Genomic DNA, 25,466 nt, shown 5'->3' on the forward strand with positions numbered 1-25,466 from the left:
CGTCCGTTAGAGAAAATGCAGGGGTACTCCAATACTATCGTCGTAGAGAATTTAAACTTTAATTTAACTCGCGCTTAACCAAGGGTTCTCTCAGGGAACCTGTTGTAAATCCGGATCATTTTTATGAGGCAGGTTAACATGAGCAGCATTGATAAAAGCGGGACGTACGCGCTCGGGACGCGGACGGTTAAACGACTGGGCTATGGCGCGATGCAGCTCGCCGGGCCGGGCGTCTTTGGTCCACCGAAGGATAAGCTGGCCGCGCTGGACGTGCTGCGTGAAGCCGTCGCGGCGGGGGTGAACCACATTGATACCAGTGATTTTTATGGTCCGCATATTACCAATCAGCTGATCCGAGAAGCACTTCATCCTTACCGGGACGATCTGACTATCGTGACCAAAATCGGTGCCCGTCGCGACAGTAAAGGTGCCTGGCTGCCGGCCTTTTCCGCGCAGGAACTGACTCAGGCGGTGCATGACAACCTGCGTAATCTGCAGCTTGACGTGCTGGACGTGGTGAATTTGCGAATTATGTTCAGCACACACGGGCCTGCGGAAGGGGCGATTGCGGAACCGCTTTCCACCCTGGCAGAGTTACAACAGCAAGGGCTGGTGCGTCATATTGGTCTGAGCAATGTGACGGCCACTCAGGTTGCGGAAGCGCAGAAGATGGTGCCGGTGGTGTGCGTGCAGAACATGTACAACATTGTAAACCGGGAGGACGATGCGCTGGTGGATGGGCTGGCACAGCAGGGCATTGCGTATGTACCGTTCTTCCCGCTCGGAGGTTTTACGCCACTGCAATCTTCCGGGCTGCAGGCCGTTGCTGATTCACTGGGCGCAACGGCAATGCAGGTGGCGCTGGCGTGGTTGTTGCAACGTTCCCCGAACATCTTGCTGATCCCCGGAACCTCTTCCGTGACGCATCTGCGGCAAAACCTTGCGGCGGGGGCACTGCACCTACCGCCTGAAGCCGTGAAAACGCTAAATTCGCTGGTGGACTAAACCTGATATAAGCAAAGCCCGGAAAAATTCCGGGTTTTTGTTTGCAACACCCTGAGATTTGTCTCTTTTTTCAGTGGTTATTTTTAATGTTGTCGACCATGCTCTTTGTACTGATAATGCTAAGTACAGTTGAGACGGCAATGCGCAATGTCTTTATTCCTGTCATAACAGCAGTGGCTATTTTTATTGCTGGCGTTTTTATCCTCAATATACAGCTCTGGTATTCAGCTCGGGTTGATAGCTCGTCGGGAGCCAGATACGCCGTTAACAATATCAATGCCATTCTTGATGAAGCACGGGTTGCAGCCAGAACCGCGACGGAAATTATTGCGAAGGGATGTGATGCAGATGGGCAGTATCAGCTTGGTACGGAGGCCGCTCTGCAACCCCATCTCAGAACCATCGTTATTCTGAAAAAGGGGCAACCCTGGTGTTCATCTCTGCCGGGGAATCGTATTTTATTATTAAATATTAATGATATACCTTTTTCAGAATTACTGCTCACGCCGGCGAGCGATACGGTAAACGGACGACCTGTTTTGTTATTTCAGACCCACTTTGCCACCAATCGAATTATGGTCAGCGTGAGCGATAGCCATATCCGTGACGCTCTGAGTACGCCCCTGGAGCATGTTAATTACGCACTGGTGGTGGGCGGTTACGCTCTTGATGCTTCCGGCAATTTCACCATCACTCATCGCCAGGAAACGCAGGTCGGGCAGGCCCGGTCGGGAAATTACCCCTATAGCGTCAGATATAATCTTCCTCCTCTGTTTAGCGTACAAAGGCTGATCGAACACGGGGCAGGCATCATGCTGTTTTTACTGCTGATCTCCGGTACTGCCGCTTACGTTTTGCATAAGTATCTGAACAAAAACACCCTGCCTGAAGAGTCACTTCGTACCGCAATTGCCCGGGGGGAAATCGTTCCGTTTTACCAGCCTGTGGTGAATGGCAGAGAAGGCACGTTGCGGGGCGTGGAGGTGCTGGCAAGATGGAAGCATCCGCAGGCGGGCTATATTTCTCCGGCTACATTCATTCCCATTGCTGAAAAATCGGGGCTGATTGTTCCTCTGACGCAAAGCCTGATGGCGCAGGTGACGACACAGATGAACGCGATTTCCACGAAATTACCGGAAGGGTTTCACGTCGGGTTGAATTTCAGTGCCCCCCACATTGCGATGCCGACCTTCCTGGATGAGTGCCTGAAGTACAAGGATAGTTTCGTCAGAAAAGATCTGAACCTGGTGATCGAAGTGACAGAGCGGGAACCGCTGGATATTGATGAAAACCTTGTCCAGACCCTGAATGTGCTCCATGAAAAAGGGTTCGCTATTGCACTGGATGATTTTGGTACCGGCTATTCTGGACTCTCTTATCTGCATGATCTGCATATTGATTATATCAAAATTGACCATAGCTTCGTCAGCCGGGTGAACGAGCATGCGGACTCTACCCGCATCCTCGACTGTGTGCTGGATCTGGCGCGTAAACTCTCCATCAGCATTGTAGCGGAAGGCGTAGAGACGAAGGCGCAGCTAGACTACCTCAATCGCAATAACATCGTCTTTCAGCAGGGGTACTACTTTTTTAAACCGGTTCCGTTTACCGAGCTTATTCATATTTTGTTGTCGAAGCCGAAGGTGAAAGTGGTGGTGGAGTAACCTGCAGAAGCTGCTGCTGAATTAAATCCTCTCAAACTTCAATGCGTTTGGGATCGTCTGCGGAAATGACCTTGATCCTGGGGCATTATCCGTAATACTGTATTTATATACAGTATGTGGCGAGAAAGGCATTTATGAACACTCTCTTTTCTTATCATCCAAAGCAATACATTGAATTACCTTTATTTTTGGAGCGTGTTGCCTGTGGTTTCCCAAGCCCTGCGCAGGATTATGTGGAGGATCGCCTCGATCTCAACAGGCTGGCGGTCAGACACCCGAGTGCAACCTATTTCGTCAAGGTGAGCGGAGACTCGATGATTGGCGCCGGGATCGGCGACGGCGATCTGCTGGTGGTTGATCGCTCGTTAAATGCTGAACATGGCGATATCGTGGTGGCGTCGGTCGCCGGTGAATTTACCGTGAAAGAGTTGCAGACCCGTCCGGTCCTGAGACTCCTGCCGCATAATGTCCGCTATCAGCCGATCACCTTTCAGTCCGAAGAGGAGCTGCAAATCTTCGGGGTTGTTACCCACACACTCAAAACGCATAAACATGTTCGCGCTGGTTGATGTGAATAGTTTCTATGCCTCCTGCGAGAAGGTGTTCCGTCCCGATCTGGAGGGGAAACCTATCGTGGTAGTTTCGAATAACGACGGCTGCATTATTTCACTGTCGCGGGAGGCAAAGCAGCTCGGTATAAAAATGGGTGAGCCGTATTTCAAATTCAAAGAGAAGAGCTACCCCTCCCGGGTGTACGTCTTTAGTTCGAATTATGCACTCTATGCCGACCTCAGCAGCCGGGTGATGCAAACCCTGACCGATCTTGCCCCGGCAATAGAGATCTATTCCATTGATGAAGCGTTCGTGAATGTGTCAGGTGTCAGCCACTGCATGTCGCTGGAAGCGTTTGGTCGTCAGATGCGTGCGCAGATACTTAAAAATACGGGCTTAACGGTTGGCGTCGGTATTGCCCCGACAAAAACGCTGGCGAAGCTGGCCAACTATGCGGCCAAGCGGTGGTCGAGTACCGGTGGCGTGGTGGATTTATCGGATCGCGAGCGGCAGCGCAAACTGCTGGCGAATGTACCGGTAGACGAGGTGTGGGGCGTTGGACGGCGCATCACGAAAAAACTCAATGCGATGGGGATCTCCACGGCACTGGCGCTGGCGGATGCCTCATCCTGGGTCATTCGTAAACATTTTAACGTGGTACTGGAGCGCACGGTGCGAGAGCTTCGCGGTGAACCCTGCCTTGACCTGGAAGAGTTTACTCCCACAAAGCAGCAAATTATCTGTAGCCGTTCGTTTGGACACCGGATTACGCAATACGAAGAGATGCATCAGGCCATTTGCGCCTACGCGGAACGTGCAGCAGAAAAACTACGCGGCGAGCATCAATACTGCCGCTTTATCAGCGTGTTTTTGCGCACTAGCCCTCATGCCGACAACGAAATTTATTACGGCAATCAGGCTTCAACCATCCTGATGACGCCGACCAACGACTCACGCGATATCATCCGTGCAGCCACGGAGGCGCTGGGGCGTATATGGCTTGACGGGTATCGCTACATGAAAGCGGGGGTGATGCTGGCGGACTTTTTCAGTACGGGTGTCGCCCAGCTTAATTTGTTTGACGATAACCGTCTGCGCGTCAACAGTGCGGCACTGATGGACATGATCGATAGCGTCAATCATTCCGGCAAAGGGAAGATATGGTTTGCCGGGCAGGGGATTGAGAAATCCTGGGCAATGAAACGCGAGATGCTGTCTCCGGCTTATACCACGCGGTACGCGGATTTGCCGGTGGCGAGGTAGAGTACTCCTGCGTTATTTCTTTTGCGTCAACCAGGTTGCCGCCGCCGTCAGCACGCCGATCAACGGCATTTGGCCCGCACCTGCCAGGAAGTTATGGCGATCGATGTCATTATTTTTATGGATATCAGCAAAGCGGGTAAGCGCCGTTTTTTCATCCGCAGCGCTGATCTCCTCAAACTGCTTTTCAAACCCCTGAGCGGTCAGCTGAGAAGCTGCATCGATGTTTGCGCTCTCGATCGCAACGAGATCCGGGCCTTTCCTGAAGAAACTGTAATCGGGCATATGTGCTCCATAAAGAAGAGGATACGGTGAAAATACTCTATTCCTTATGGTCAAAAAGTGCACGTGATTTGCGGGGGGAATGTTCAGTTTTTCTTCATGATCTCAGGCAGTAATTGCTCAATCACGCTGACGACACGTCGGACGCGCTGTGGAATAAAGCGGGCATCAGGGAAAACGGCATAGAGGAATCGGTCGGGTAACCGCCAGGCGGGTAAGATCGGCACCAGTGTGCCATTTTTCAATGCTCTGGCCGCAAGCGGTAGCTGCATGCCTCCGATTCCGATGCCTGACTCCAGCGCCTGTAATAGCGCGTCGCTGGTATTGGCGCGGAAAACGGTATTCACCTTCACGTCGAGGGTCTCTTCCTGAGAAAGCAGCCGCAATGGGGCATCCAGCGGGATGCCGCTAAATCGTACATGTGGCAGCGTCGCCAGCTCCCTGACGCTGTGCACCGCCTGAAATTCAGGGGCGGCAAACAGCGCGGTTTCAACACGTGCCAGCACGCGAGCCGCATGCGCCAGAGGAGGCTCACTGCTTAGTCGTATTGCGACATCCACCCCTTCTGTCACCAGGTCGGCAATGCGGTCATCGAGGGAAAGCATCAGGTGCAATTCTGGATGCAGGCGTTGCAGCGAAAGCAAATGTGGCAAAAAGATCTGGCCCAGCCCGCTCGGCAGCTGGACATGCACTCTCCCCTGAAATTGCTGATCGACAGGATCCAGCCGCATCTCAGCTTCCCGCATGGCATCCAGCACAAGCTGCATATCACGGCTGTAACGCTCTCCCTGTTCAGTCAACTTCATTGATCGCGTTGTACGATGCAGCAACACGACACCAAGCTCTTGTTCAAGGGCGGCGATCTGCTGGCTGACCGCAGATTGCTTCATCCCGCTCTGGCGGGCGGCGGCAGAAAAGGAACCTGCTTTTGCAACGCAAAGAAAGGTGGAAATGGCGTTGAGTTTATTATTCATTTAATGATTTTTCTGATAAGTGCCATCGGTTTAAGGGGATATCCAATAAAAAAATAATATATGACACTGCGCCTGTCACCCTTTCTGGAGAAACTTCATGAATAAGATGCCGCAACAAAACGTCGCGCTGGTCGCTGGTGCCAGCGGAATTGTGGGCAGACAGCTCGTCAAAACGCTCCTGCACAATAAATGGCAGGTGATCGGTCTCAGTCGCCATGCAGTGACCCATCCGGATGCTATTCCGATGGTGAATGTCGATTTACTGGATGCGCAGAACAGCGCAGAGGTGCTGCAACCCCTGAGTGGTATCACCCATATTTTTTACAGCGCCTGGGCGAACGCGGCAAACTGGACAGACATGGTCGAGCCGAACGTTACGATGCTGCGTCATCTGGTCAGTCATATCGAAAAAACAGCACCGCTGCAGACGGTCAGCCTGATGCAGGGGTACAAAGTCTATGGTGCACATCTGGGGCCGTTCAAAACCCCGGCACGCGAAAGCGATCCTGGCGTACCGGGTGCAGAATTTAACGCCGCTCAGCTCACGTGGCTCAGCGATTTTCAGCGTGGGAAAAGCTGGCACTGGAATGCCATCAGACCGGGCGTGGTGGGAAGTACCGTGCCCGGCAACACGATGAATCTGGCGCTGAGCATCGCTCTGTATGCGTCTTTGTGTAAGGCTCAGGGGCTACCTTTGCGCTTTCCCGGTACCGAGCAGACCTGGCACAGTATCGTTGATCATACTGACGCCGGGTTGCTGGCCGAGGCAACGCTGTGGGCTGCCACGACATCTGCGGCGCAGAATCAGGCTTTCAACGTGAATAACGGCGATATCTGGCGCTGGAGTGAGCTATGGCCGCGCATCGCACGCTGGTTTGAACTGGAATCTGCTCCGCCCGTGAGGTTGTCATTTCATCAGCTGTTTAAGGACTATCGTGAGGTATGGTGCGAGCTTGCCAGAGATCGGCTGGTAGAAACGGATATTATGCAGCTGAATGACGGACATTTTGCCGATTTCGTCTTTAGCTGGAATTACGACATGTTCGGTGATGGCAGCAAGCTTCGGCGGTCTGGCTTCACGCGAATGCAGGCAACCGATGAGATGTTTTTCAACCTGTTCGCGCAGCTGAGAGCGGCACGTATTATTCCCTGACTGTAAGGGCGTCCTGGTGCAAGCCAGGACGCGGGGACACTTACTCAACTGTTAACGCATTGACGACGTCGGCGACGCTTTTAACACTACGGATATTTCCGATGCCTGTGCCAAGCGCGATATAACCTTCATCGGTGTTGTCTTCCAGCATACCCAGGCGTAAACCCCGTAATCCTCCCATCACCTTGCCCAACTCTTCGTTGCTTGCACCTGTTTTATCCATCAACGCCAGTTTTTCCGCCAGCTTGCCGGGAAGAGAACGGTAGTAATGGGGCACGGTGCGGAAAAGCAGCAAATCGAGACCGTTGGCGGCAATAATTTTATCTTTGACCCCCTGCGGCACGCGGCTTTCTTCCGTGCTGATAAAGACCGAACCGGCAAACACGCCTTCAGCGCCTAATGCATGGGCCGCTCTGGCGGTGCGGTTATCGGTAATACCCCCCGCAGCCATCACTGGAATGTGCTTCACGGCATCGGCAATCAGCGGCACGATGGAAAAGGTGCCAAGCACCGTTGCGGGCAATGTGCCCCCTTCGTCAAAACCGGTGGCGACGATAATGTCTGCTCCCAGGTCTTCTGCGAGACGAGTGTTTTCAGGCGTTGGGTTGATGTCGCGGTAGATAATGGTGATACCTGCCTCTTTTAACTCGTTAAAAAGCGCTGGAATAATGCTGCCTTCCCCATAACCCGTATACACCACGGCCCTGATACCTTCTTCTTTCACCACCTGAAGGATAGGCCCGGTCCAGATGTCATTAACGGCTGTGGGGATCAGGTTCACGCCAAAGGGTTTTTCGGTCAGCCGTTTGGTTTTACGAATTTCCTCACGCATTTTTTCAGCGGTCTCTTTCGGCGTAGAGACCGCGGTATCGGCGGTTAAACCTGCATTTGGTCCCAGCACACCGAGCCCTCCGGCATTGCTGACTGAGGCGACTAATCGTGCATCAGTGAGCCAGGATAAAGGCCCCTGAATAACAGGTTTTTCGATACCCAGGATCTGACAGATACGGTTATTTTTCATAGCAGACTCTCCCTCACGTTTGAATGGGGGAGAGTGTAGGGCTCAATATTGTTAGGAAAAATAGCCAAAAAGATTCATCACTGTTATAAAATTCATAACAATAACTTTATCCTGCTTGTGGCAAAAACATCCTTTATGCAAATAAACCTCTTTGAATCTATTAGGATTTTTATTGAAATTATTGAGTCAGGGAGTCTTACCCAGGCGGCGGAGAATCTGCAAATCCATCGTCCGGCAGTCACCAAAGCATTACAGCTTCTGGAGCAACACAGCGGCACACGTTTACTGCAACGAACAACGCGTCGTATCAGCCTGACACCTGATGGGGAAGCGTTTTACCGTCAGAGTAAACCTCTGCTGGTGCAGGCGGATGAATTACTGGAGTCGTTTGGCAGTGGCCGGGCAATACACGGTCAGTTACGTGTGGATATGCCCATCTCTTTTGCGGCGTTGCGGGTGATACCTAATCTGCCTGATTTTTATCGCCAGCATCCTGAAATCGATATTATCCTGAGCAGTTCTGACCGTCGTCGGGATATGCTACGAGAGGGCCTGGACTGTGTGCTACGGGTGGGAGAACTCGACGATGGTGACTATATCGCGCGTAAAATCGGGAATATCAAGATTACGACTTGTGCCAGCCCGGCCTGGCTTGCGAAAAACGGCACGCCTGCAACGCTGGATGATTTACGCGAACATCAGGCGATCAACTGGGTTAACAACAACAGCAGACAAATTTATCCGTGGACTTTTACAACGCCAGAAGGGACTGCTGAGATTAAACTTCCCGGAAAACTTGTGGTGGATAACTCCGAAGCCTACATTGCGGCAGGTCTGGCCGGACTGGGATTAATGCAGGGGATGAATCTCTTTCTGCAGCCTTACATTGACCGTGGTCTTCTGGTTGAAGTCTTGCCAGACTACCGATCTCCGGACCGAAAATTGTCACTTCTCTATCCACACCGTCACCTCTCCCGAAAAGTGCGGGTATTTACCGAGTGGCTGGAGAGTCTGGTGTGAAAACAGCCAGTTCGTGACACAACGCGCCAATCTGTTCCACGGCATTCAGCAGGCGGGGCGTTGGTTCGTTTGCGCAGTTTAGCCGCAGAAAGTGCGTTAATTCTGCGCCAGGGGAAAACAGCGGGCCAGGGCTGACGCCGATGCCCAACGCCAGCGCACGACGATGCACCTCCAGCGCGTTGATCTGCTGAGGAAGTTCTACCCACAACAGGAAACCGGCAGTGGGCACGTTAACACGTGTACCCGGTGGGAAACTCGCCTCGACCCGCGCAACGACGGCGTCTATTCCCTCTGCGATCCGGTGCTTTAACCGCCGCAGATGACGATCGTAGTCGCCACTTGCGAGGATCTCGCTCGTTGCGGCTTCCAGCATTGGCGCACCTGCCCACTCTCCGGCCATACGCGTCTGCAATACCTGCGCGTGGTAGCGCCCGGCGGCAATCCAGCCGATCCGCCAGCCTGGCGCAAGCGTTTTAGACAGTGAACTGCAGTAAATCACGTTTCCGCTCTGGTCGAACGCTTTGCAGGCCGGAGGGCGTTGCCCTTCGCCAACGAGGTCACCATAGACATCGTCCTCAATTAAAGGGATCTCTGCCTGCTCAAGCAGAGCAACAAGCTCTTGCTTGCGTGCAACGGGCATACTGGCACCTAAAGGGTTTTGCACGGTGGGTGAGGCCAAAACGGCAGCGGGGCGGTGGCAGAGAATGGCGTCAGCCAGCGGTTCCAGTAACAGGCCTTCAACGGGATCGGTCGGGATCGCTAAGGCTCTTAGGCCTAAATCTTCCAGCAGCAGGAGTGTACCAAAGTAGGCAGGCTGCTCAATCGCTACGACATCACCTGGCTGGCACACTGCCTGAAGGGCAAGGCGCAGCGCCTGCGTTGCACCCGCGGTGATGATGAGATCATCCGCGCCGAAACGAGCCCCCCATTGCGCAGAACGCGCGGCAATCTTACTTCGTAAATCACGCCTTCCCGGAGGCAGGCTATAGCTTTGTCCGTGTGCGTCCAGACGGCGGACGGCAGAGTGCAACGCCCGTTGCAGCATATCGCCAGGTAGCCATGCGGGGTCAGGCAGGGCTGCGCCCAACGGTATCAGACGGGCTTCTGCACTGCTGAACAGCGAGCGGGCCACGGCGGACATTGTCACAGGGACCGGACCAGGTACGGAGTGCGAAGGTTCCGCACGCGGAGTGATGCTGGTCTGGCAGATGAAGTAGCCCGAACGCGGACGCGCCATAATCAGCCCCTCTGCTTCAAGGCAACGAAGGGCTTCCAGCGCCGTCGGAAGGCTAACGTGTTCGCGTTCGGCCAGTTTACGCGCGGAGATCATCCGGTCGCCTACACGCAACGCACCTGAAGTCAGTGTTAGACGGAGCATCTCAGCTATTCGGCGGTAATGTGGGGACGACGGAGATGGGGCAGACATGGGCATCTGTTCAGGCTGATTTTCGATAAAACTGACTATACAGCCAATGACGCGCGCCATCTATAGTGTCCGACATGTTCAGGACAAGGAGGCATTATGCAGAGCAATAATTTCAACATCTCTACTTATTTCAAACGCATAAACTACACCGGACCGGTGGCTGCCGATACGGCCACGTTACATGCGCTTATGCGTCATCAGCTCTTTTCAGTTCCCTTTGAAAATCTGGACGTGCAGGCGGGCAAAATTGTCTCGCTGGCACCAGACGATATTGCCGATAAGGTGTTAACGCAGGGGCGCGGCGGTTACTGCTATGAGGTGAACGGTCTTTTTGCCATGGCGCTGGAGGCGGTAGGTATTCCTTACCGTTTCGTGGCGGCACGCCCGATGTTCTACCCTGCGCGACGACCGAAAACCCACATGGCGCTCATCGCTGAGGTAGATAGTCGACAGTGGCTTTGCGATCTCGGGTTCGGCAGCTACGGCATCCGTGCACCGATGGCGCTGGACACGCTTGATGTCGATATCACCCAGGATTTCGACACGTTTCGGCTTAGCCGTAGCGCAGAGGGCGAATATCTGCTTCAGGCAAAAGTGGAGGGGGAATGGGCCCGTCAATACGGCTTTGATCTCACGCCTCAGGAATGGATTGATTTCGTTCCGGCCAACTACCTTAACTCCACGCATCCGGATGCCATCTTTGTCCAGAAGCTGGTGGTGGTGCAGCATCGCCCGGAAGGACGTGAGATTTTATTGGGCGATGTGCTGAAGACGATCACTGCGGATGGGGTTGAAATACAGCAACTGGCGGAGGGAGAAATCTCCCGTATGCTGAAAGACCGTTTTGCGTTGACGACGGCGTAAAACAGAGGGGCGGCCTGCTGTCACACTGCCCCGAGAATCGCCCATACGGCTGGTATGGGCGGTGCGAGTTTATTTCTTCTTATTCATCATCGCTTTTAAATCGGCAAACGGGTTAAACGTGGCGACGCCCACGTCTTTTTGCGCGTCTTCCCCTGCAACCACGGTGGTACCGTACTGATCCGCTTCGGTGTATTTCGAGTGTTCATGGTCATGGCAAAACAGGCACAACAGTTCCCAGTTGCTGCCATCTTCCGGGTTGTTGGTATGGTCGTGATCGATATGGTGAACCGTGAGTTCACGCAGATTGGAATAAACAAACTCTCGCGAGCAGCGACCACACACCCATGGATAGATTTTTAATGCTTTTTCGCGATAGCCGCTTTCCAGCCGCGCGTAGTTTTTAGGGATCAAAGCCATTGCCGGTTTTACCTGCCATGAAAAGAGTGGGGGATATTATATCCCATTATGGAGCGTAATGACGAACCCCTCAATTCTGTCAATTTATTTGAATCATTCCGTTAAATAAACGGCGTTTATTCTCACCGGGTAATGCGTAAAGTAGGTGAGATGCAAAGTCCCATCAGGATAAATCGTTATGAAAAAGATCGGGTTTCTGTCGTTTGGTCACTGGACACCTTCACCGCAGTCCGGCACGCGTTCAGCAGCGGATACATTGCTTCAGTCCATTGATTTGGCCGTGGCGGCCGAAGAGCTGGGGGCAGACGGCGCGTATTTCCGTGTGCACCACTTTGCCCGGCAACTGAGCTCCCCGTTCCCTCTGCTGGCCGCAATAGGCGCCAAAACGAAAACCATTGAAATCGGTACTGGCGTCATTGATATGCGCTATGAAAATCCGATGTACATGGCAGAGGATGCTGGAGCCGCGGATCTGATCTCAGGTGGGCGTTTGCAGCTTGGCATCAGCCGGGGTTCCCCGGAGCAGGTTATTGATGGCTGGCGTCATTTTGGCTATGTCCCGCAGGAAGGGGAAAATGAATCTGATATGGCACGCCGCCATACCGAGGTACTGCTCGAGGTATTGCGTGGAGAAGGTTTTGCAAAACCGAATCCACAACCTATGTTCCCGAACCCGCCGGGGTTGCTGCGCCTTGAACCTTATTCCGCCGGTTTGCGCGAGCGTATCTGGTGGGGAGCCGGTTCGAATGCGACGGCAGTGTGGGCGGCAAAACTGGGAATGAACCTGCAAAGTTCTACCTTAAAAGACGATGAAACCGGTGAGCCGTTCCATATTCAGCAGGCAAAACAGATCCGCGCTTACCGTCAGGCGTGGGCGGAAGCGGGGCATACGCGTCAGCCGCGAGTCTCGGTTAGCCGCAGTATTTTTGCGCTGATGGACGATCGCGATCGGATGTACTTCGGCTCCAGCCGGAGCGACAGCGATAGCGTCGGTTATCTTGATGAGAAAACGCGTGCGATCTTCGGACGTAGCTATGCCGCAGAGCCTGATAAGCTGATTGAACAGTTGAAAAAGGACGACGCGATTGCCGAGGCCGATACGTTATTATTGACCGTGCCGAATCAACTTGGTGTGGATTACAATGCGCATGTGATTGAGTCCATTCTCAAACATGTCGCACCGGCAATGGGCTGGCGCGAGTAGCCATTCTGTAATCAGCCGTGAGATCGTAATGGAAAACCTGGCCCTCTGGTATCGACGTTTTGGCGAGCCAGATTCTGTTCTGCAGCCGGAAACAGCGCCATTGGGCGAGCTTGCACCGGGTCATCTTCGTGTGCAAATGCTGTTTTCCCCGGTGAACGCGTCCGATCTTATCCCCATTACCGGGGCCTATCGCCACCGGACGCCGCTACCGGCGGTGGCAGGGTATGAAGGCGTCGGGATTGTGACCCAGGCACCAGCCCCCTTCACGGGGCTGGTGGGCAAGCGCGTCTTACCCTTACGGGGGCAGGGAACCTGGCAGCGCTATGTTGATTGCCCGGCTGAGTATACGATCCCGGTTCCGGACAATATCGACTCACGCCTGGCCGCACGGGCCTATATCAATCCGCTGGCGGCGCAGATGATGCTCGCTCACTATCCACCACAGGGAAAGCGGGTGTTGCTCACGGCTGCCGGTTCTGACTGTGCCATTCTGCTCGGGCAGTGGGCGCGTCAGAAGGGAGCGCAAGCGGTATACGGTATTCACCGTTCGCCTGTACATGCTGAAAGGCTGGATGCGATGGGGATCATTCCCGTCGCGCAACAGGATATGAAGAGAATCGGCGCTATCGCTGCGTGTGCCGACGTTGTTTACGATGCGACCGGAGGAGCGCTTGCGGAAGCTATTCTCAACGTGATGCCCGAGCAGGGCATGTTTGTTTGCTACGGACTGCTCTCCGGGCAAACCTTCCGTCAGCAGCGCCCCATGCCGCGCGTGGCATGGTTTCATATTCGTAACTATCTCGATGCGCTCAGCGTGGAGGCGTGGCATGCCGAGTTCGAACGCATCTGGCCTCAGTTGCGTGGTAGCCAGTACAGCCATGCCACGGTGTACCCTCTGATGGAATGGCAGAGGGCGCTAAGTGCGTACCGTGAGGGTGGCAGAACCGGCAAGCCTATCCTGTCGATGATGGCGTGACCGCTATTGATGGCTCATATCGCTCAGCAGCACGGCAATACTTTGCCCACCTGCCGTCTGTTCCAGGCCAATCTTCACAATGATGGTCAGCGGAACGGAAAGCAGCATCCCAACGGGTCCGAGCAGCCAGCCCCAGAACATAAGGGACAAGAATACCACCAGTGTGGACAACCCCAGTCCACGTCCCATCATCCGTGGCTCAAGAATGTTGCCGAACACCAGATTAATCACCAGGTATCCTGCCAGCAGAATCAACGCGTCATAGAACCCGCTGAAAACCAGCATCTGAAGAATAGGAGGAATTGCTGCCAGTACGGAGCCGATGTTAGGGATGTAGTTAAGCGCGAACGCCAGCAGTCCCCAGACAAATGCAAAGCGGACATCCAGCGCCATGAGCATTCCCCAGACCACCCCTCCTGTAACCAGACTAATGGCCGTTTTTAAAACCAGATAGCGGGAAACGCTGTCCAGCGCACGTTGAATTGCCCCCATACCTTCAACCGGACGAACCATGATCTGCTGCAGCTTTGTGGGAAGCTGCGGTACCTCCAGTAACATGAACACCACCGTTAAGAACAGCAGGAAAATAGAGGTCATGGCATTGGAGAGTTGCGCCAGCAGGCTGGTGACAAGCGTCATGGCCGCGTTGGGATCGATATATTTCAGGAGCTCCTCAACCGAGACTTCTATGCCTGTACGCTGCAGCCAGGGTTCAATTTGCAGGAGCGGTATCGCCAGTGACGAACGGTATTTCGGCAATGTTCGCGCCAGTTCATTGAGCGACGTCCCCAGGTAAGCGACGAGCAGAACCATCGCAATAATAATGATGCTGATAAGCAGGGTGATCGCCAGTACGCGCGGAATGCGTAATCGAGTCATACGCTGTACCAGCGGGTTAAGGATCACCGCAATAAACAGCGCCAGAACAAAGGGGACAATGATGTCGGCGGCAAAACGAACGCCTGTCAGAATGATCACCAGCATGCCCAGCATGATGACAATTTTTAACCCGTTCAGGGTAATGATGGGTTTAGCCATGGTGACTCCGGAATAATCTTTTTATTTATAATAAATGCGAAACCCGCTGTAATAAAGTAACCAAAATCAAACGGGGTGGGTAAAGAATTGCAAAGACTTTGAGTAAAATCCTGACTTATGGTACAAATCTGGCGTGTTTAACTACCGAGGACAATTTTGATCCGCAAAGACGAGAAGCAACACCGCGGATAATTGTAATTTTATGGACAATTTGTTCAGAACGTACTTTTCAAACAATACTGCTGTATTTTCCTCTTCCTTCTGCCTGCTTTCTGGTGAGCAACACTGGCGCACCGCACTATAGTCACATCTTCTGCCTGAGCTGGCGCTACGCGCTTAGCTGTCCGATTTAATTTCATTTTTTTGGTTTGCTGTTCGCGGCGGGCCACGATGGATTATATTCTCAAGCAGGAGAAAAACATGTTTTACTGGATTTTATTAGCTCTGGCTATTATCGCTGAAATTACCGGCACGTTGTCGATGAAATGGGCAAGTGTCAGCGATGGCAACACCGGTTTTATTTTAATGCTGGTGATGATTTCACTTTCCTATATTTTCCTCTCATTTGCAGTGAAAAAAATTGCGCTGGGTGTGGCCTATGCCCTGTGGGAAGGGATCGGTATTTTGCTGATTACACTGTTCAGCGTCATGATATTTGACGAAACGCTCTCCACGATGAAGGTTGCCGGGTTAACGACCCTGGTTGCGGGTATTGTGCTGATTAAATCGGGTACTCGTAAGCCGACAAAACAGCAGAAGGAGCAGAACCATGCAACAGTTTGAATGGGTTCATGCGGCCTGGCTGGGTTTTGCCATCGTGCTGGAAATTCTGGCTAACGTCCTGCTGAAATTCTCGGATGGTTTTCGCCGTAAAGTGTACGGACTGATGTCGATTGCGGCGGTTCTGGGGGCGTTCAGTGCCCTGTCCCAGGCGGTAAAAGGAATCGACCTTTCTGTTGCCTATGCGCTGTGGGGAGGGTTTGGTATCGCCGCCACGCTGGCAGCAGGTTGGGTGCTCTTCGGTCAGCGTTTAAATAACAAAGGCTGGGTAGGATTGATATTACTGCTTGCTGGTATGATCATGATAAAACTCGCCTGATATACTGACAGCCATTATTTACAGGCAGCGAAATTCGCTGCCTGTAGTACTCTTAGAAAAGCATAACATTGAAGAGGATGGCTGATGTATCGCACATTGAGCTGGCGCAATATTCCTACTGCGAGAACATTGTTTGCCATGGTCTTCATCGCGGGGATCGGCTTAATCATTTCCATTGTCGCACTGCTCTATCTATCCCTGCACCTTATCAGCACGAAAACCAATGAAATTGACGAACACCGCTCGGCACTTTCCGTGCAGGGTGCCATTCAGACATCCGTCAACCGAGTCTCCTCTCTGGTCCTGGATAACGCTGTCTGGGACGATGCGGTACACGAGACGTACCGTCCAACCCTGGATCCCAACTGGCTGTATAACACCTGGGGCGCTGGCTTTAAAATTAACAACCTTTATGACGGCACTTTCGTTCTTGATGAACACTTCAATGTCATCTGGGGATCGTTTCAAAGCCAACCGTTCAAAGAGACGAACCTTGATTTTTTTGGTAAAGGCTTCAAAGGGCTTATTAACCAGTACGGACAAGCACTGCCCGGTGATAAAAATATCTATGCGGGCATCACCCGAACGCGTAACGGCATTGCATTTATTGGGATAGGGCTGATTCGCCCGATGGTTGGAGATTTACAGGTTACCGATGGAACACGCCGCTATCTGGTGATTACGCGTCATCTGAACGCGAAAATATTATCCGATCTGGGGACGACCTTTCAGATTGATAACCTCAATTTTACCCCTGAAAAAATCAATAATCTGAGTATGCCCCTGCGCAGTTCAGCAGGAGAGTTACTGGGATACCTGAACTGGCAGGCTCGTCTTCCGGGAGCACAAGCCGCCCGGGCTGCATCGTCTGATATCAGGCAGATTGTGGTGCTGGCGTCGGCGCTGATCCTGCTCTTCATTCTGGTGAGCGGTGTGGGGCTGTACAAACTTGCGCGTGGAGAAAATCAGGCGCGTATGGTCGCGAGAACGGACTGGTTAAGCCATCTGCCGAACCGACGTGCGCTGATCGAAGACCTGGATCGCGTGAGTTTACGCGGCGATATTGACGTCAAAAGCGTGGTGTTTATCGATCTGGATGGCTTTAAGGATGTCAATGACATCTACGGCCATAGCGTGGGTGACGATCTCATTGTAGTGATAGCGAAAACGCTGAATGAACGCGTCCCACCGGGAGGGATGCTGGCACGCATGGGCGGCGATGAATTTGCCATGACCATCGGCGGTGATGGCGCGGAAGCGCAGGCCACTGCGTTTGCCCGTTCGGTGCTGGATTTTCTCAACATCCCGATTCGGCTAGGGGAGCGCACAATCCATATCGGCGCCAGTATAGGTATTGCCAGCGGCACCCTGATCGAATGCACCAGTACTGAGCTGTTTCGCCGTGCGGATATTGCCATGTATCACGCCAAAATGAGTGGAAAAGGGCGCATCACCCACTACGACGCGGCGCTGAACAGTACCCGTGAACGTAAACTGGCGATTGAGAATCAGATCAGAAGCGGCCTGGATCGCGATGAGTTTGAGGTCTGGTACCAGCCAATTATTGACGCTCACAGCCAGAAAATGAGCAGTGTCGAAGCGCTGGTTCGCTGGCCGCGTCGACCGGGCGGGCCACTTGACCCGGACACCTTCATCACCATTGCAGAGACCAGTGGTTTGATTTACAAACTGGGCCAGTTTGTCTTGCAGCGGGCCTGTCAGGATCTGGAGCCATTCAGTGAGCTAAAACTCTCCGTGAATATCTCTCCTGCACAATTTCGCGATCCCGAATTTGAAGACAAAGTGGCCAGTGTGCTGGAGACCACGCGTTTCCCGGCCAACAGATTGCAGCTTGAGGTAACAGAGACCTATGTGCTGGAAAACCCGGAGCGAGCCCGCATGGCAATAGCCAATCTTAAAGCGCTTGGAACCGCGGTGGCGCTGGATGATTTTGGCACGGGCTATTCCAGTATTGGGTATTTACGGCGTTTTAACTTCGACACCATTAAGATTGATAAATCACTGGCCGGGCTGGTGGGCAACGATGAACAGGCGGCAGCGCTGGTCAGCGGCACAGTGCGGATCGCCAATGCGCTGGGCATGGCGGTGGTGGCGGAAGGGGTGGAAACCGAAAAACAAATGAAACTGCTACGGCTGGCTGGCTGCGATCAACTGCAGGGTTTTTGGTTCAGCCAGCCGATGCCAATTGAGTCAATCAGAGAATTACATCAGATCAGGCAGTGCTGATTTACTGTTGCGCCAGCGCTTCCAGCTTGTCGCGAAAACCGGTAACAGACAACGCCCGGTTATCTGCGCGCCAGCGATCTTTCGCCGCAGGCGCGGAGCTCTGGACGCCAATCAATTGCCAGCCATTATCCGTTTTCAGCATTAACGGTGAACCACTGTCGCCTGGCAGCGTATCGCACTGATGCGAAAGCACGCTGGTTTGTGCCCAGCCCGTCACAACACAGTCGGTGTGAGTGTAAAGCGCATCCAGATGATCAACAGGGTAGCCTGACTGCGTCACCTTGCGGTCGGCAGCTTTCAGGGCGGCGGTGAGTGCGGCTTTATCTCCGTCAAATAACGGCAGCGGCGTAATACCTGAAGGCGGGTAGCGCAAAATGATCAGGCCAAAATCCCATGAGGCGGCTGCCGGTGGCACTATCCAGCCATCACCATCGGGTTTCAGGCGTTTGCCGAGAGAAGGGTCAACCCGGCCTTCAATACCGTGGATTTCATAGCGCCAGATTCCTTTTTGCGACACAAACCGCAAGGCAACCGCTTTGTCTGGCTTACCGTTTGGCGGTGTCAACAGACAGTGGCCGGCCGTCAGGGCAAGCTGCGGGGTGATCAACGTCGCGGTACACAAGTTACCGCTGGCGGTTTCCAGTTGCCCTATCGCATCCCAGGGCGCCTGGGTAGGATCGGTGACGCGAGTCCGGTCATCATGACCGAAAAAAAGCGTTTTTAGATCTTTCGCGCTAATGGTGTCATCACCGCCATCATCCGCATGTGAAAATCCAGAAAAAAGACCAAACGTTCCCAGTAACAACACAACAGATTTACGCATATCACACTCTGGTGGGGGTAATTATGATTATTAAAAGTGAACCCTATGAAAATACTATAGACGGGACAGCGCTAAAGTGGGAGTAAAATCAGCGTGCTACAATCAGGAAAGATAAAAATGGCTTGCGATGAGCGCGCATAAAATAAGCAGGATCAGGATCAGCTCAAACCGATAGCGTCGCAGCATACGCCCTCCGGATAAAAAAACGGCGCGGAACCTGTTCCGGTTCAGCGCCGGTTTACCAACGTGCCCCGAAGGGCACGATTAAGCTTGTACTCTTACGCAGCTGGCTGTGCAGCTGGTTTAGCAGCTTCGTGTTTTACTGCTTTTTTGTGGTGCTTTTTAGCGGCCTGAGCTTTCTGCTCTACAGCTGGTTTGGTCGCTTTTTTGTGGTGGTGCTTTTTAGCAGCCTGCGCTTTCTGCTCTACAGCTGGTTTGGTCGCTTTTTTGTGGTGCTTTTTAGCGGCCTGCGCTTTCTGCTCTACAGCCGGTTTAGCGGCTTTTTTGTGGTGCTTTTTGGCAGCCTGAGCTTTCTGCTCGGTTGGTGCTGCGGTTGCTGGTGCAGCGGCTTCTTTTTTCACTGCTGCTTTATGATGTTTCTTATGGTGAACCGCTTTTGCTGGAGCAGCAGTAGTGGTTGCAGCTGGAGCGGCAGCCGGTGCAGCGGTTGCAGTAGTTTCAGCAGCAAACGCAGCAGAAGACAGACCCATAGCAGCGGCAACAACCAGAGCTAATACTTTATTCATTCTCATACCCTCGAATTTGGTTTTTCATTTAACCCCACTGCGGGGCCGTTGAAATAACTATATCCCTGTAAATTCGAGGTTTCCGTGAGTGATTGGTATCGCTGTGTAACCATATGTACATTGCCGGGGCTCCCCAGAAAATAATGCCTGCACAGATGACCCCTCTCCCTTGAGGGTGTACAGAGGGAGAGGGCAGGAGTGAGGGGGGAACATACGGCTGTAGTGGTCATTCCGTTCACTTTATGTTCCTTGCTACTCTGTAATGACAACACCGGTGAACGTGCCAGGGTGGCTCAATCGCCACCACCCTGGCGACCCCGGGCCAGGGCGTTGCTGCGAGTCAATTATTACGCCTGGAAAATCTGAATCGCTTCTGCTTAAAAAATTTACTGGAGATCCCTCAGCCCTGGCCAAACAGATTACAGATAACGCGAAGTCAGGTGTTCCCGGAAGTAGCGGATATTCAGATCTTCACCTGTCGCTTGGGTAATTAACTGCGACGTGGTAAAGCGGCTACCGTGCTGCCAGATGTTCTGGCGCAGCCAGTCAAACAAAGCGGAAAAATCGCCCTCAGCGATGGAGGCCTGTAGACCCGGAAGCGCAGTCTTTGCTGCATGGAATAGCTGTGCAGCATACATCGCGCCCAGCGTGTAGGACGGGAAGTAACCAAAACCGCCGTCGGTCCAGTGGATATCCTGCATGCAGCCGTTGCGGTAGTTGTCTTTGGTGGATAATCCGAGCCAGGCCTGCATTTTCTCGTCCCACAGGGCGGGAATATCGTCCACCTCGATCTCGCCGTTGATCAGCGCACGTTCAATCTCATAGCGCAGCACCACATGTGCCGGGTAACTCACTTCGTCCGCATCGACGCGAATATAGCCCGGCTTCACGCGCTGGTTCCAGGCAATAAAGTTCTCTTCGCTGAACGCCGCCTGGCTGCCAAAACGGGCGTGCACCGCAGGGAGGAGATGTTTGAGGAAGGCCTCACTGCGACCGAGTTGCATCTCAAAGAACAGGCTCTGGGATTCATGGATGGCGGTGGAGCGCGCCAGAGCGATAGGCTGTCCTGCCCACGCTCGCGGCAGGTTTTGTTCGTAGCGGGCGTGCCCGGTTTCATGAATCACACCAAACAGCGCGCTAAGCAGTTCATCCTCATCATAACGCGTGGTAATTCGCACATCTTCCGGCACGCCACCGCAGAACGGGTGCGCACTGACGTCCAGGCGTCCGCCGTTAAAATCGAAGCCCAGCATCTGCATAGCTTCCAGCCCCAGCTCACGCTGTGTTGCTGTCGGGAAGGGGCCTTGCGGTGGAACAAACGAATGCTGAGCCTGTTTTTCCACCACGTTTGCCAGCAGGTCCGGCAGCCAGGATTTCATATCGCCGAACAGGACGTCCAGACGCGCGCTGGTCATGTCGGGCTCAAAAATATCCAGCAGCGCGTCGTACGGCGTACAGCCTTTGGCTTCGGCCCGCAGGCGAGCCTCTTCGCGACTGAGTTTGACCACCTCTTTCAGGTTGGCGGAAAAGCCCTGCCAGTCGTTGGCGGGGCGCTGCGTGCGCCAGGCGTGTTCACACTTGCTGCCCGCCAGGGATTTGGCTTCCACCAGCGATTCTGGCAGCAGCGAGGCCTGCTGATATTGACGCGTCATTTCGCGCAGGTTGGCTTGTTCGATATCATTCAGATTTTCATCTGCCGCCGCCGCTAACAGGTCGCCGACTTTTTTATCGGTCAGGATCTGGTGTTGCAGGACGCTTATCTCCGCCAGCGCCTCGCCACGGGCAGCGCTGCCGCCTGGCGGCATCATGGTGAACATATCCCAACTGGCGATAGAGGAGAGGTGGGAGAATCGGGAGAGACGCTGGAAGGTGCGGGTGAGCTGTTGGTAGTTGTTGTTTTTCATGAAGTCCTCGTGTCTGAATCAGCCGATGACAAAAATTAGCATCGGCTTGATTTAAACACGAAGGCGGTGGATTGTTAATGCAGACGTTTATGCAAACTTGCGCCAACCAGCAGCGCGGCGCACAGCATCAGCGCAATAAACCCCCCCACGCCGTTCCAGCCGTAGTTATGCCAGAACACGCCGCCGAGCGTCCCGGCAATACTGGAACCGAGATAGTAGCTAAACAGATAAAGCGACGACGCCTGACCTTTGGCCCGACGGGCGCGTGGGCCTATCCAACTGCTGGCGACCGAGTGAGCGGCGAAGAATCCCGCGGAGAAGAGCAGCATTCCAGCAAAAATCAGCCACAGGGAGGAGAAGAGCGTCAACAGCAGGCCGAGTAACATCACGCCTGTGAATACCAGCATCACCGGTCCCCGCCCGAAGCGTGCCGTCATCGCTCCGGCTTTTGGAGAACTCCATGTTCCGGTCAGATAAGCGACAGAAAGCAAACCGACAACGGCCTGACTCAGATGCCACGGTGAGAGCATCAGGCGGTAGCCAATATAGTTAAACAGCGTGACGAAGGAGCCCATCAGCAGGAAGCCGACCAGAAACAGGCGCGGCAGCCCTTTATCACGCCAGTGCAGTCGGAAGTTGATAAACAGCGTTTTCGGGCGCAACGAGGTGGGGCGGAAATGACGCGATTCCGGCAGAATTTTCCAGAACATCAGTGCAGAGGCAAGGGCGAAGCAGCCAATGACAGCCAGCGCAATACGCCAGTTAAAGAGGTCCGTAAATACCCCACTCAGCAGGCGTCCACTCATCCCGCCGATGGAGTTCCCGCTGATGTACAACCCCATTGAGAAGGCAACAAAACTCGGGTGGATCTCTTCGCTGAGGTAGGTCATCCCTACAGCGGCAACCCCACTGAGCGATAAACCAATCAGGGCGCGCATCACCAGAATACCGTGCCAGCTGGTCATCATGGTCGAGAGTAACGTACAGACCGAGGCCAGCATCAGCGCGGTAACCATCACCGGTTTGCGACCGATGGCATCGGAAAGTGGGCCGGTAAAGAGCAGGCCAATTGCCAGCATCCCGGTGGAAATTGAGAGCGAAATGCTGCTGCTGGCAGGCGATACGCCAAACTCGTGAGAGAGAACGGGCAGGATCGGCTGAACGCAATAGAGCAATGCAAACGTTGCCAGACCCGCTGAAAAGAGCGCCAGCGTGACGCGCATAAATTGAGGTGTACCGCGTTTAATGAACTGAACCGGCTGAGATGCTACGGGTAAATCATTGATATCTCTGGCCGGATCGATATCAATGGCAGTTGTACGACTCACACAGTTTCCTTGCTTAAACATCCCCGTGATTTCTGGTGACGGGTATGACCACACGATCAGGGTAGGAAAATGTGAATATTCTGTCTAATATATTAATAATCTCAAATGATACGTTAAAAATATGAATATTGAGCTGCGTCACCTCCGCTACTTTGTTGCCGTTGCCGAAGAACTGCATTTTGGCCGCGCGGCAGCAAGACTGAATATCTCTCAGCCACCGCTAAGCCAGCAGATTCAGATCCTGGAGCAGCAGGTTGGGGCGCGTCTTCTGGCCCGTACTAACCGCAGCGTGAGTCTGACGGCAGCGGGAAAACAGTTTCTGGCCGACAGCAGACAAATCCTGAGTATGGTCGAGGAGGCCGCGGCCCGGGCAGAACGGTTGTATCTCGGGGAAACTGGAGAATTGCGGATCGGGTTTACTTCGTCCGCACCGTTTATCAGCGCCGTCTCGGAGACACTCTCCTCATTCCGCCGGCATTTTCCGGATGTTCATATTCAGACGCGCGAAATTAATACCCGCGAACAGATTGCGCCACTGAATGAAGGTTCGCTGGATCTGGGACTGATGCGTAACACTCAACTGCCGGACACGCTGTCGTGGCAGGTGATCCTGCGCGAACCGCTGATGGCGATGATCCCTCACGATCATCCGCTGGCTTCGCGTCCGTCTGTCACGCTGGCAGAGCTGGCAAAAGAGCCGTTTGTCTTTTTTGACCCGCAGGTCGGGACGGGCCTGTATGATGATATTCTGGGTTTGATGCGCCGCTACGATCTTGCCCCGGTTATCACCCAGGAAGTTGGGGAGGCGATGACCATTATTGGTCTGGTCGCTGCCGGGCTGGGCGTGTCTATTCTTCCGGCCTCCTTTAAACGGGTACAATTGCGCGAAATGCGCTGGGTTACCATCGCTGAAGAGGACGCCGTTTCAGAGATGTGGCTGGTATGGTCAAAACATCATGAACAGAGTCATGCCGCTCAGCGTTTTAAACAGCAGTTAATTAGCGCCTCTGCCGGGCGATATTTATAGGGAAATACGGGTAAAAATGTGCAGTAAATCACATGGCTAAGTAAATATTTGACGACGGCCATGGAAGTGCTTCACCATAGCCCACAGTTTATTTCGAAGCTCGAAAATAAGGGAGTACGAGGTGGTTGCTGATAGTCAGCCAGGGCATATTGATCAGATTAAGCAGACCAACGCTGGCGCGGTGTATCGCCTGATTGATCAGCTTGGTCCGGTTTCGCGTATCGATCTTTCGCGCCTGGCACAACTGGCACCTGCCAGTATCACCAAGATTGTCCGCGAAATGCTGGAAGCCCACCTGGTTCAGGAGACCGAGATCCAGGAGCCGGGCAGCCGTGGCCGTCCGGCGGTCGGGCTGGTGGTCGAGACGGAAGCGTGGCACTACCTGTCACTGCGCATCAGTCGGGGAGAAATCTTCCTTGCGCTGCGCGACCTGAGCAGCAAACTGGTGGTGGAAGACAGGCTTGAACTGCCGCTCAATGCTGAGGAACCGCTCCTCGATGCGATTGTCTCGCATATTGATAACTTCTTTATCCGTCATCAGCAGCGGCTTGAACGCTTAACGGCGATTGCCATCACCATGCCGGGCATTATTGATACCGAAAACGGCATTGTTCACCGTATGCCGTTTTACGACGATGTCAAAGAGATGCCGTTGGGTGAAGTGCTGAAAAACCATACCGGTGTGCCGGTCTATATTCAGCATGACATCAGCGCCTGGACGATGGCTGAGGCACTGTTTGGCGCGTCACGTGGTGCGCGGGACGTCATTCAGGTTGTCATCGATCATAACGTCGGGGCGGGCGTGATCACTGACGGACGCCTTCTGCATGCCGGAAGCAGTAGTCTGGTCGAAATCGGCCATACCCAGGTCGACCCTTACGGTAAACGCTGTTATTGCGGGAACCATGGCTGTCTGGAGACGATTGCCAGCGTGGAAAGCGTGCTGGAACTGGCGCAGGCGAGGCTCGGCCAGTCCATGAGCTCCTCGCTACACGGACAACCCTTAACGGTGGATTCCCTCTGCGCTGCCGCGCGTCAGGGCGATCTCCTGGCGAAGGACATTATTACCGGTGTAGGTAACAACGTTGGCCGCATTCTGGCCATTATGGTGAATCTCTTCAACCCGCAAAAAATCCTGATTGGTTCGCCGCTCAGCCAGGCGGCGGAGATCCTCTTCCCGGCTATTTCGGCCTGCATTCATCAGCAGTCGCTCCCCGCGTACAGCAAAAATATTGCGGTAGAAAGTACCCAATTCTCCAACCAGGGCACGATGGCAGGTGCGGCGCTGGTTAAAGATGCCATGTATAACGGCTCGCTGTTGATCCGCCTGTTACAGGGTTAACTCTTTTCTGCAGATGTAAGAAAAATTGCGCTATCTCAAGCCGGGTAGCGCACGCATCCCGTAGACTTCCCCCACTGAATTATTTACCTGGTTT

The 25,466-nt window shown here is 53.6% G+C and carries 24 protein-coding genes; 14 read left to right on the forward strand and 10 right to left on the reverse strand.

The window, feature by feature from the left end:
• The first annotated feature begins 138 nt into the window (after positions 1–138).
• From ACLHV9_RS10970 to umuC, 4 genes are all read left to right on the forward strand, one after another.
• Positions 139–1,005, forward strand: a complete 867-nt coding sequence (locus tag ACLHV9_RS10970; RefSeq protein WP_407220455.1) for an aldo/keto reductase family oxidoreductase — start codon at positions 139–141, stop codon at positions 1,003–1,005.
• Between the two features lie 140 nt (positions 1,006–1,145).
• Positions 1,146–2,669: a cyclic diguanylate phosphodiesterase gene (locus ACLHV9_RS10975; protein ID WP_028017341.1), complete on the forward strand. Its 1,524-nt coding sequence runs from the start codon at positions 1,146–1,148 to the stop codon at positions 2,667–2,669.
• Positions 2,670–2,803: 134 nt separating this feature from the next.
• Positions 2,804–3,238, forward strand: a complete 435-nt coding sequence (umuD, locus tag ACLHV9_RS10980; RefSeq protein ID WP_028017342.1) for a translesion error-prone DNA polymerase V autoproteolytic subunit — start codon at positions 2,804–2,806, stop codon at positions 3,236–3,238.
• Positions 3,222–4,484, forward strand: coding sequence for a translesion error-prone DNA polymerase V subunit UmuC (gene umuC, locus ACLHV9_RS10985; protein ID WP_028017343.1), 1,263 nt, complete (start codon positions 3,222–3,224; stop codon positions 4,482–4,484). Before umuD ends, umuC begins: the two co-directional genes overlap by 17 nt.
• 12 nt (positions 4,485–4,496) lie before the next feature.
• On the opposite strand, the gene ACLHV9_RS10990 is transcribed toward umuC, so the two are convergent.
• Both ACLHV9_RS10990 and ACLHV9_RS10995 read right to left on the reverse strand, forming a co-directional pair.
• Positions 4,497–4,766 (reverse strand): hypothetical protein, encoded by a 270-nt coding sequence (locus tag ACLHV9_RS10990; RefSeq protein ID WP_028017344.1) that lies wholly within the window; start codon positions 4,764–4,766, stop codon positions 4,497–4,499.
• An 83-nt stretch (positions 4,767–4,849) separates the two neighbouring features.
• On the reverse strand, positions 4,850–5,737 hold the full coding sequence (locus ACLHV9_RS10995) for a LysR family transcriptional regulator (protein WP_028017345.1): 888 nt from the start codon (positions 5,735–5,737) through the stop codon (positions 4,850–4,852).
• Positions 5,738–5,834: 97 nt separating this feature from the next.
• On the opposite strand from ACLHV9_RS10995, the gene ACLHV9_RS11000 reads away from it, so the two are divergent.
• Positions 5,835–6,890 (forward strand): SDR family oxidoreductase, encoded by a 1,056-nt coding sequence (locus tag ACLHV9_RS11000; protein ID WP_108090037.1) that lies wholly within the window; start codon positions 5,835–5,837, stop codon positions 6,888–6,890.
• Between the two features lie 40 nt (positions 6,891–6,930).
• Here the strand turns inward: ACLHV9_RS11000 and ACLHV9_RS11005 are convergent, their stop codons facing one another.
• A complete protein-coding gene (locus tag ACLHV9_RS11005) occupies positions 6,931–7,911 on the reverse strand; it encodes an NAD(P)H-dependent flavin oxidoreductase (RefSeq protein ID WP_028017347.1) in 981 nt (326 codons plus the stop codon).
• 135 nt (positions 7,912–8,046) lie between these two features.
• Between ACLHV9_RS11005 and ACLHV9_RS11010 the strand changes: the two genes are divergently transcribed.
• The gene (locus ACLHV9_RS11010; RefSeq protein WP_028017348.1) at positions 8,047–8,931 is read left to right on the forward strand and encodes a LysR family transcriptional regulator; all 885 of its coding nucleotides are present in this window, start codon (positions 8,047–8,049) and stop codon (positions 8,929–8,931) included.
• Here ACLHV9_RS11010 and ACLHV9_RS11015 read toward each other — a convergent pair.
• Positions 8,903–10,417, reverse strand: coding sequence for a PLP-dependent aminotransferase family protein (locus ACLHV9_RS11015; RefSeq protein ID WP_028021365.1), 1,515 nt, complete (start codon positions 10,415–10,417; stop codon positions 8,903–8,905). The genes ACLHV9_RS11010 and ACLHV9_RS11015 overlap by 29 nt on opposite strands.
• Positions 10,418–10,453: 36 nt before the next feature.
• Between ACLHV9_RS11015 and ACLHV9_RS11020 the strand changes: the two genes are divergently transcribed.
• The gene (locus ACLHV9_RS11020; protein ID WP_108090036.1) at positions 10,454–11,221 is read left to right on the forward strand and encodes an arylamine N-acetyltransferase family protein; all 768 of its coding nucleotides are present in this window, start codon (positions 10,454–10,456) and stop codon (positions 11,219–11,221) included.
• Positions 11,222–11,290: 69 nt separating this feature from the next.
• Here ACLHV9_RS11020 and yajD read toward each other — a convergent pair whose 3' ends face one another.
• Positions 11,291–11,638 (reverse strand): HNH nuclease YajD, encoded by a 348-nt coding sequence (yajD, locus tag ACLHV9_RS11025; protein ID WP_006808895.1) that lies wholly within the window; start codon positions 11,636–11,638, stop codon positions 11,291–11,293.
• A gap of 178 nt (positions 11,639–11,816) precedes the next feature.
• On the opposite strand from yajD, the gene ACLHV9_RS11030 reads away from it, so the two are divergent.
• Both ACLHV9_RS11030 and ACLHV9_RS11035 read left to right on the forward strand, forming a co-directional pair.
• Positions 11,817–12,842 (forward strand): LLM class flavin-dependent oxidoreductase, encoded by a 1,026-nt coding sequence (locus ACLHV9_RS11030; protein ID WP_028017351.1) that lies wholly within the window; start codon positions 11,817–11,819, stop codon positions 12,840–12,842.
• A 28-nt stretch (positions 12,843–12,870) separates the two neighbouring features.
• A complete protein-coding gene (locus tag ACLHV9_RS11035) occupies positions 12,871–13,818 on the forward strand; it encodes a zinc-dependent alcohol dehydrogenase family protein (RefSeq protein WP_108090035.1) in 948 nt (315 codons plus the stop codon).
• Positions 13,819–13,821: 3 nt separating this feature from the next.
• Here ACLHV9_RS11035 and ACLHV9_RS11040 read toward each other — a convergent pair whose 3' ends face one another.
• Positions 13,822–14,856 carry an AI-2E family transporter gene (locus ACLHV9_RS11040; RefSeq protein WP_108090034.1) on the reverse strand — a complete coding sequence of 345 codons (1,035 nt, stop codon included), beginning with the start codon at positions 14,854–14,856 and terminating at the stop codon, positions 13,822–13,824.
• Between the two features lie 420 nt (positions 14,857–15,276).
• On the opposite strand from ACLHV9_RS11040, the gene mdtJ reads away from it, so the two are divergent.
• The 3 genes from mdtJ (at position 15,277) to ACLHV9_RS11055 (ending at position 18,202) form a co-directional block, all read left to right on the forward strand.
• Entirely contained in the window at positions 15,277–15,639 is a 363-nt protein-coding gene (gene mdtJ, locus ACLHV9_RS11045) for a multidrug/spermidine efflux SMR transporter subunit MdtJ (protein ID WP_028017354.1), read from the forward strand.
• Positions 15,626–15,955 carry a multidrug/spermidine efflux SMR transporter subunit MdtI gene (gene mdtI / locus ACLHV9_RS11050; RefSeq protein WP_028017355.1) on the forward strand — a complete coding sequence of 110 codons (330 nt, stop codon included), beginning with the start codon at positions 15,626–15,628 and terminating at the stop codon, positions 15,953–15,955. The genes mdtJ and mdtI overlap by 14 nt, the downstream gene beginning before the upstream one ends.
• A gap of 84 nt (positions 15,956–16,039) precedes the next feature.
• Positions 16,040–18,202, forward strand: coding sequence for a bifunctional diguanylate cyclase/phosphodiesterase (locus tag ACLHV9_RS11055; RefSeq protein ID WP_108090033.1), 2,163 nt, complete (start codon positions 16,040–16,042; stop codon positions 18,200–18,202).
• A 1-nt stretch (position 18,203) separates the two neighbouring features.
• Here the strand turns inward: ACLHV9_RS11055 and ACLHV9_RS11060 are convergent, their stop codons facing one another.
• The 4 genes from ACLHV9_RS11060 to ACLHV9_RS11075 form a co-directional block, all read right to left on the reverse strand.
• Complete coding sequence (locus ACLHV9_RS11060; protein ID WP_028017357.1) at positions 18,204–19,025, reverse strand: trypsin-like serine peptidase; 822 nt, start codon at positions 19,023–19,025, stop codon at positions 18,204–18,206.
• A 278-nt stretch (positions 19,026–19,303) separates the two neighbouring features.
• Complete coding sequence (gene asr, locus ACLHV9_RS11065; protein ID WP_028017358.1) at positions 19,304–19,771, reverse strand: acid resistance repetitive basic protein Asr; 468 nt, start codon at positions 19,769–19,771, stop codon at positions 19,304–19,306.
• A gap of 419 nt (positions 19,772–20,190) precedes the next feature.
• A complete protein-coding gene (locus ACLHV9_RS11070) occupies positions 20,191–21,675 on the reverse strand; it encodes a carboxypeptidase M32 (protein ID WP_108090032.1) in 1,485 nt (494 codons plus the stop codon).
• A 74-nt stretch (positions 21,676–21,749) separates the two neighbouring features.
• Positions 21,750–23,003, reverse strand: coding sequence for an MFS transporter (locus tag ACLHV9_RS11075; RefSeq protein WP_108090194.1), 1,254 nt, complete (start codon positions 23,001–23,003; stop codon positions 21,750–21,752).
• Between the two features lie 121 nt (positions 23,004–23,124).
• On the opposite strand from ACLHV9_RS11075, the gene ACLHV9_RS11080 reads away from it, so the two are divergent.
• Both ACLHV9_RS11080 and mlc read left to right on the forward strand, forming a co-directional pair.
• Positions 23,125–24,030, forward strand: a complete 906-nt coding sequence (locus ACLHV9_RS11080) for a LysR family transcriptional regulator (RefSeq protein WP_108090031.1) — start codon at positions 23,125–23,127, stop codon at positions 24,028–24,030.
• A gap of 121 nt (positions 24,031–24,151) precedes the next feature.
• Positions 24,152–25,372: a sugar metabolism global transcriptional regulator Mlc gene (gene mlc, locus ACLHV9_RS11085; RefSeq protein WP_028017362.1), complete on the forward strand. Its 1,221-nt coding sequence runs from the start codon at positions 24,152–24,154 to the stop codon at positions 25,370–25,372.
• Positions 25,373–25,466: the final 94 nt, after the last annotated feature.

This window comes from Enterobacter sp. CPE_E890 (assembly GCF_046521475.1).
GTDB classification, from domain to species: Bacteria; Pseudomonadota; Gammaproteobacteria; order Enterobacterales; family Enterobacteriaceae; genus Enterobacter; species Enterobacter adelaidei.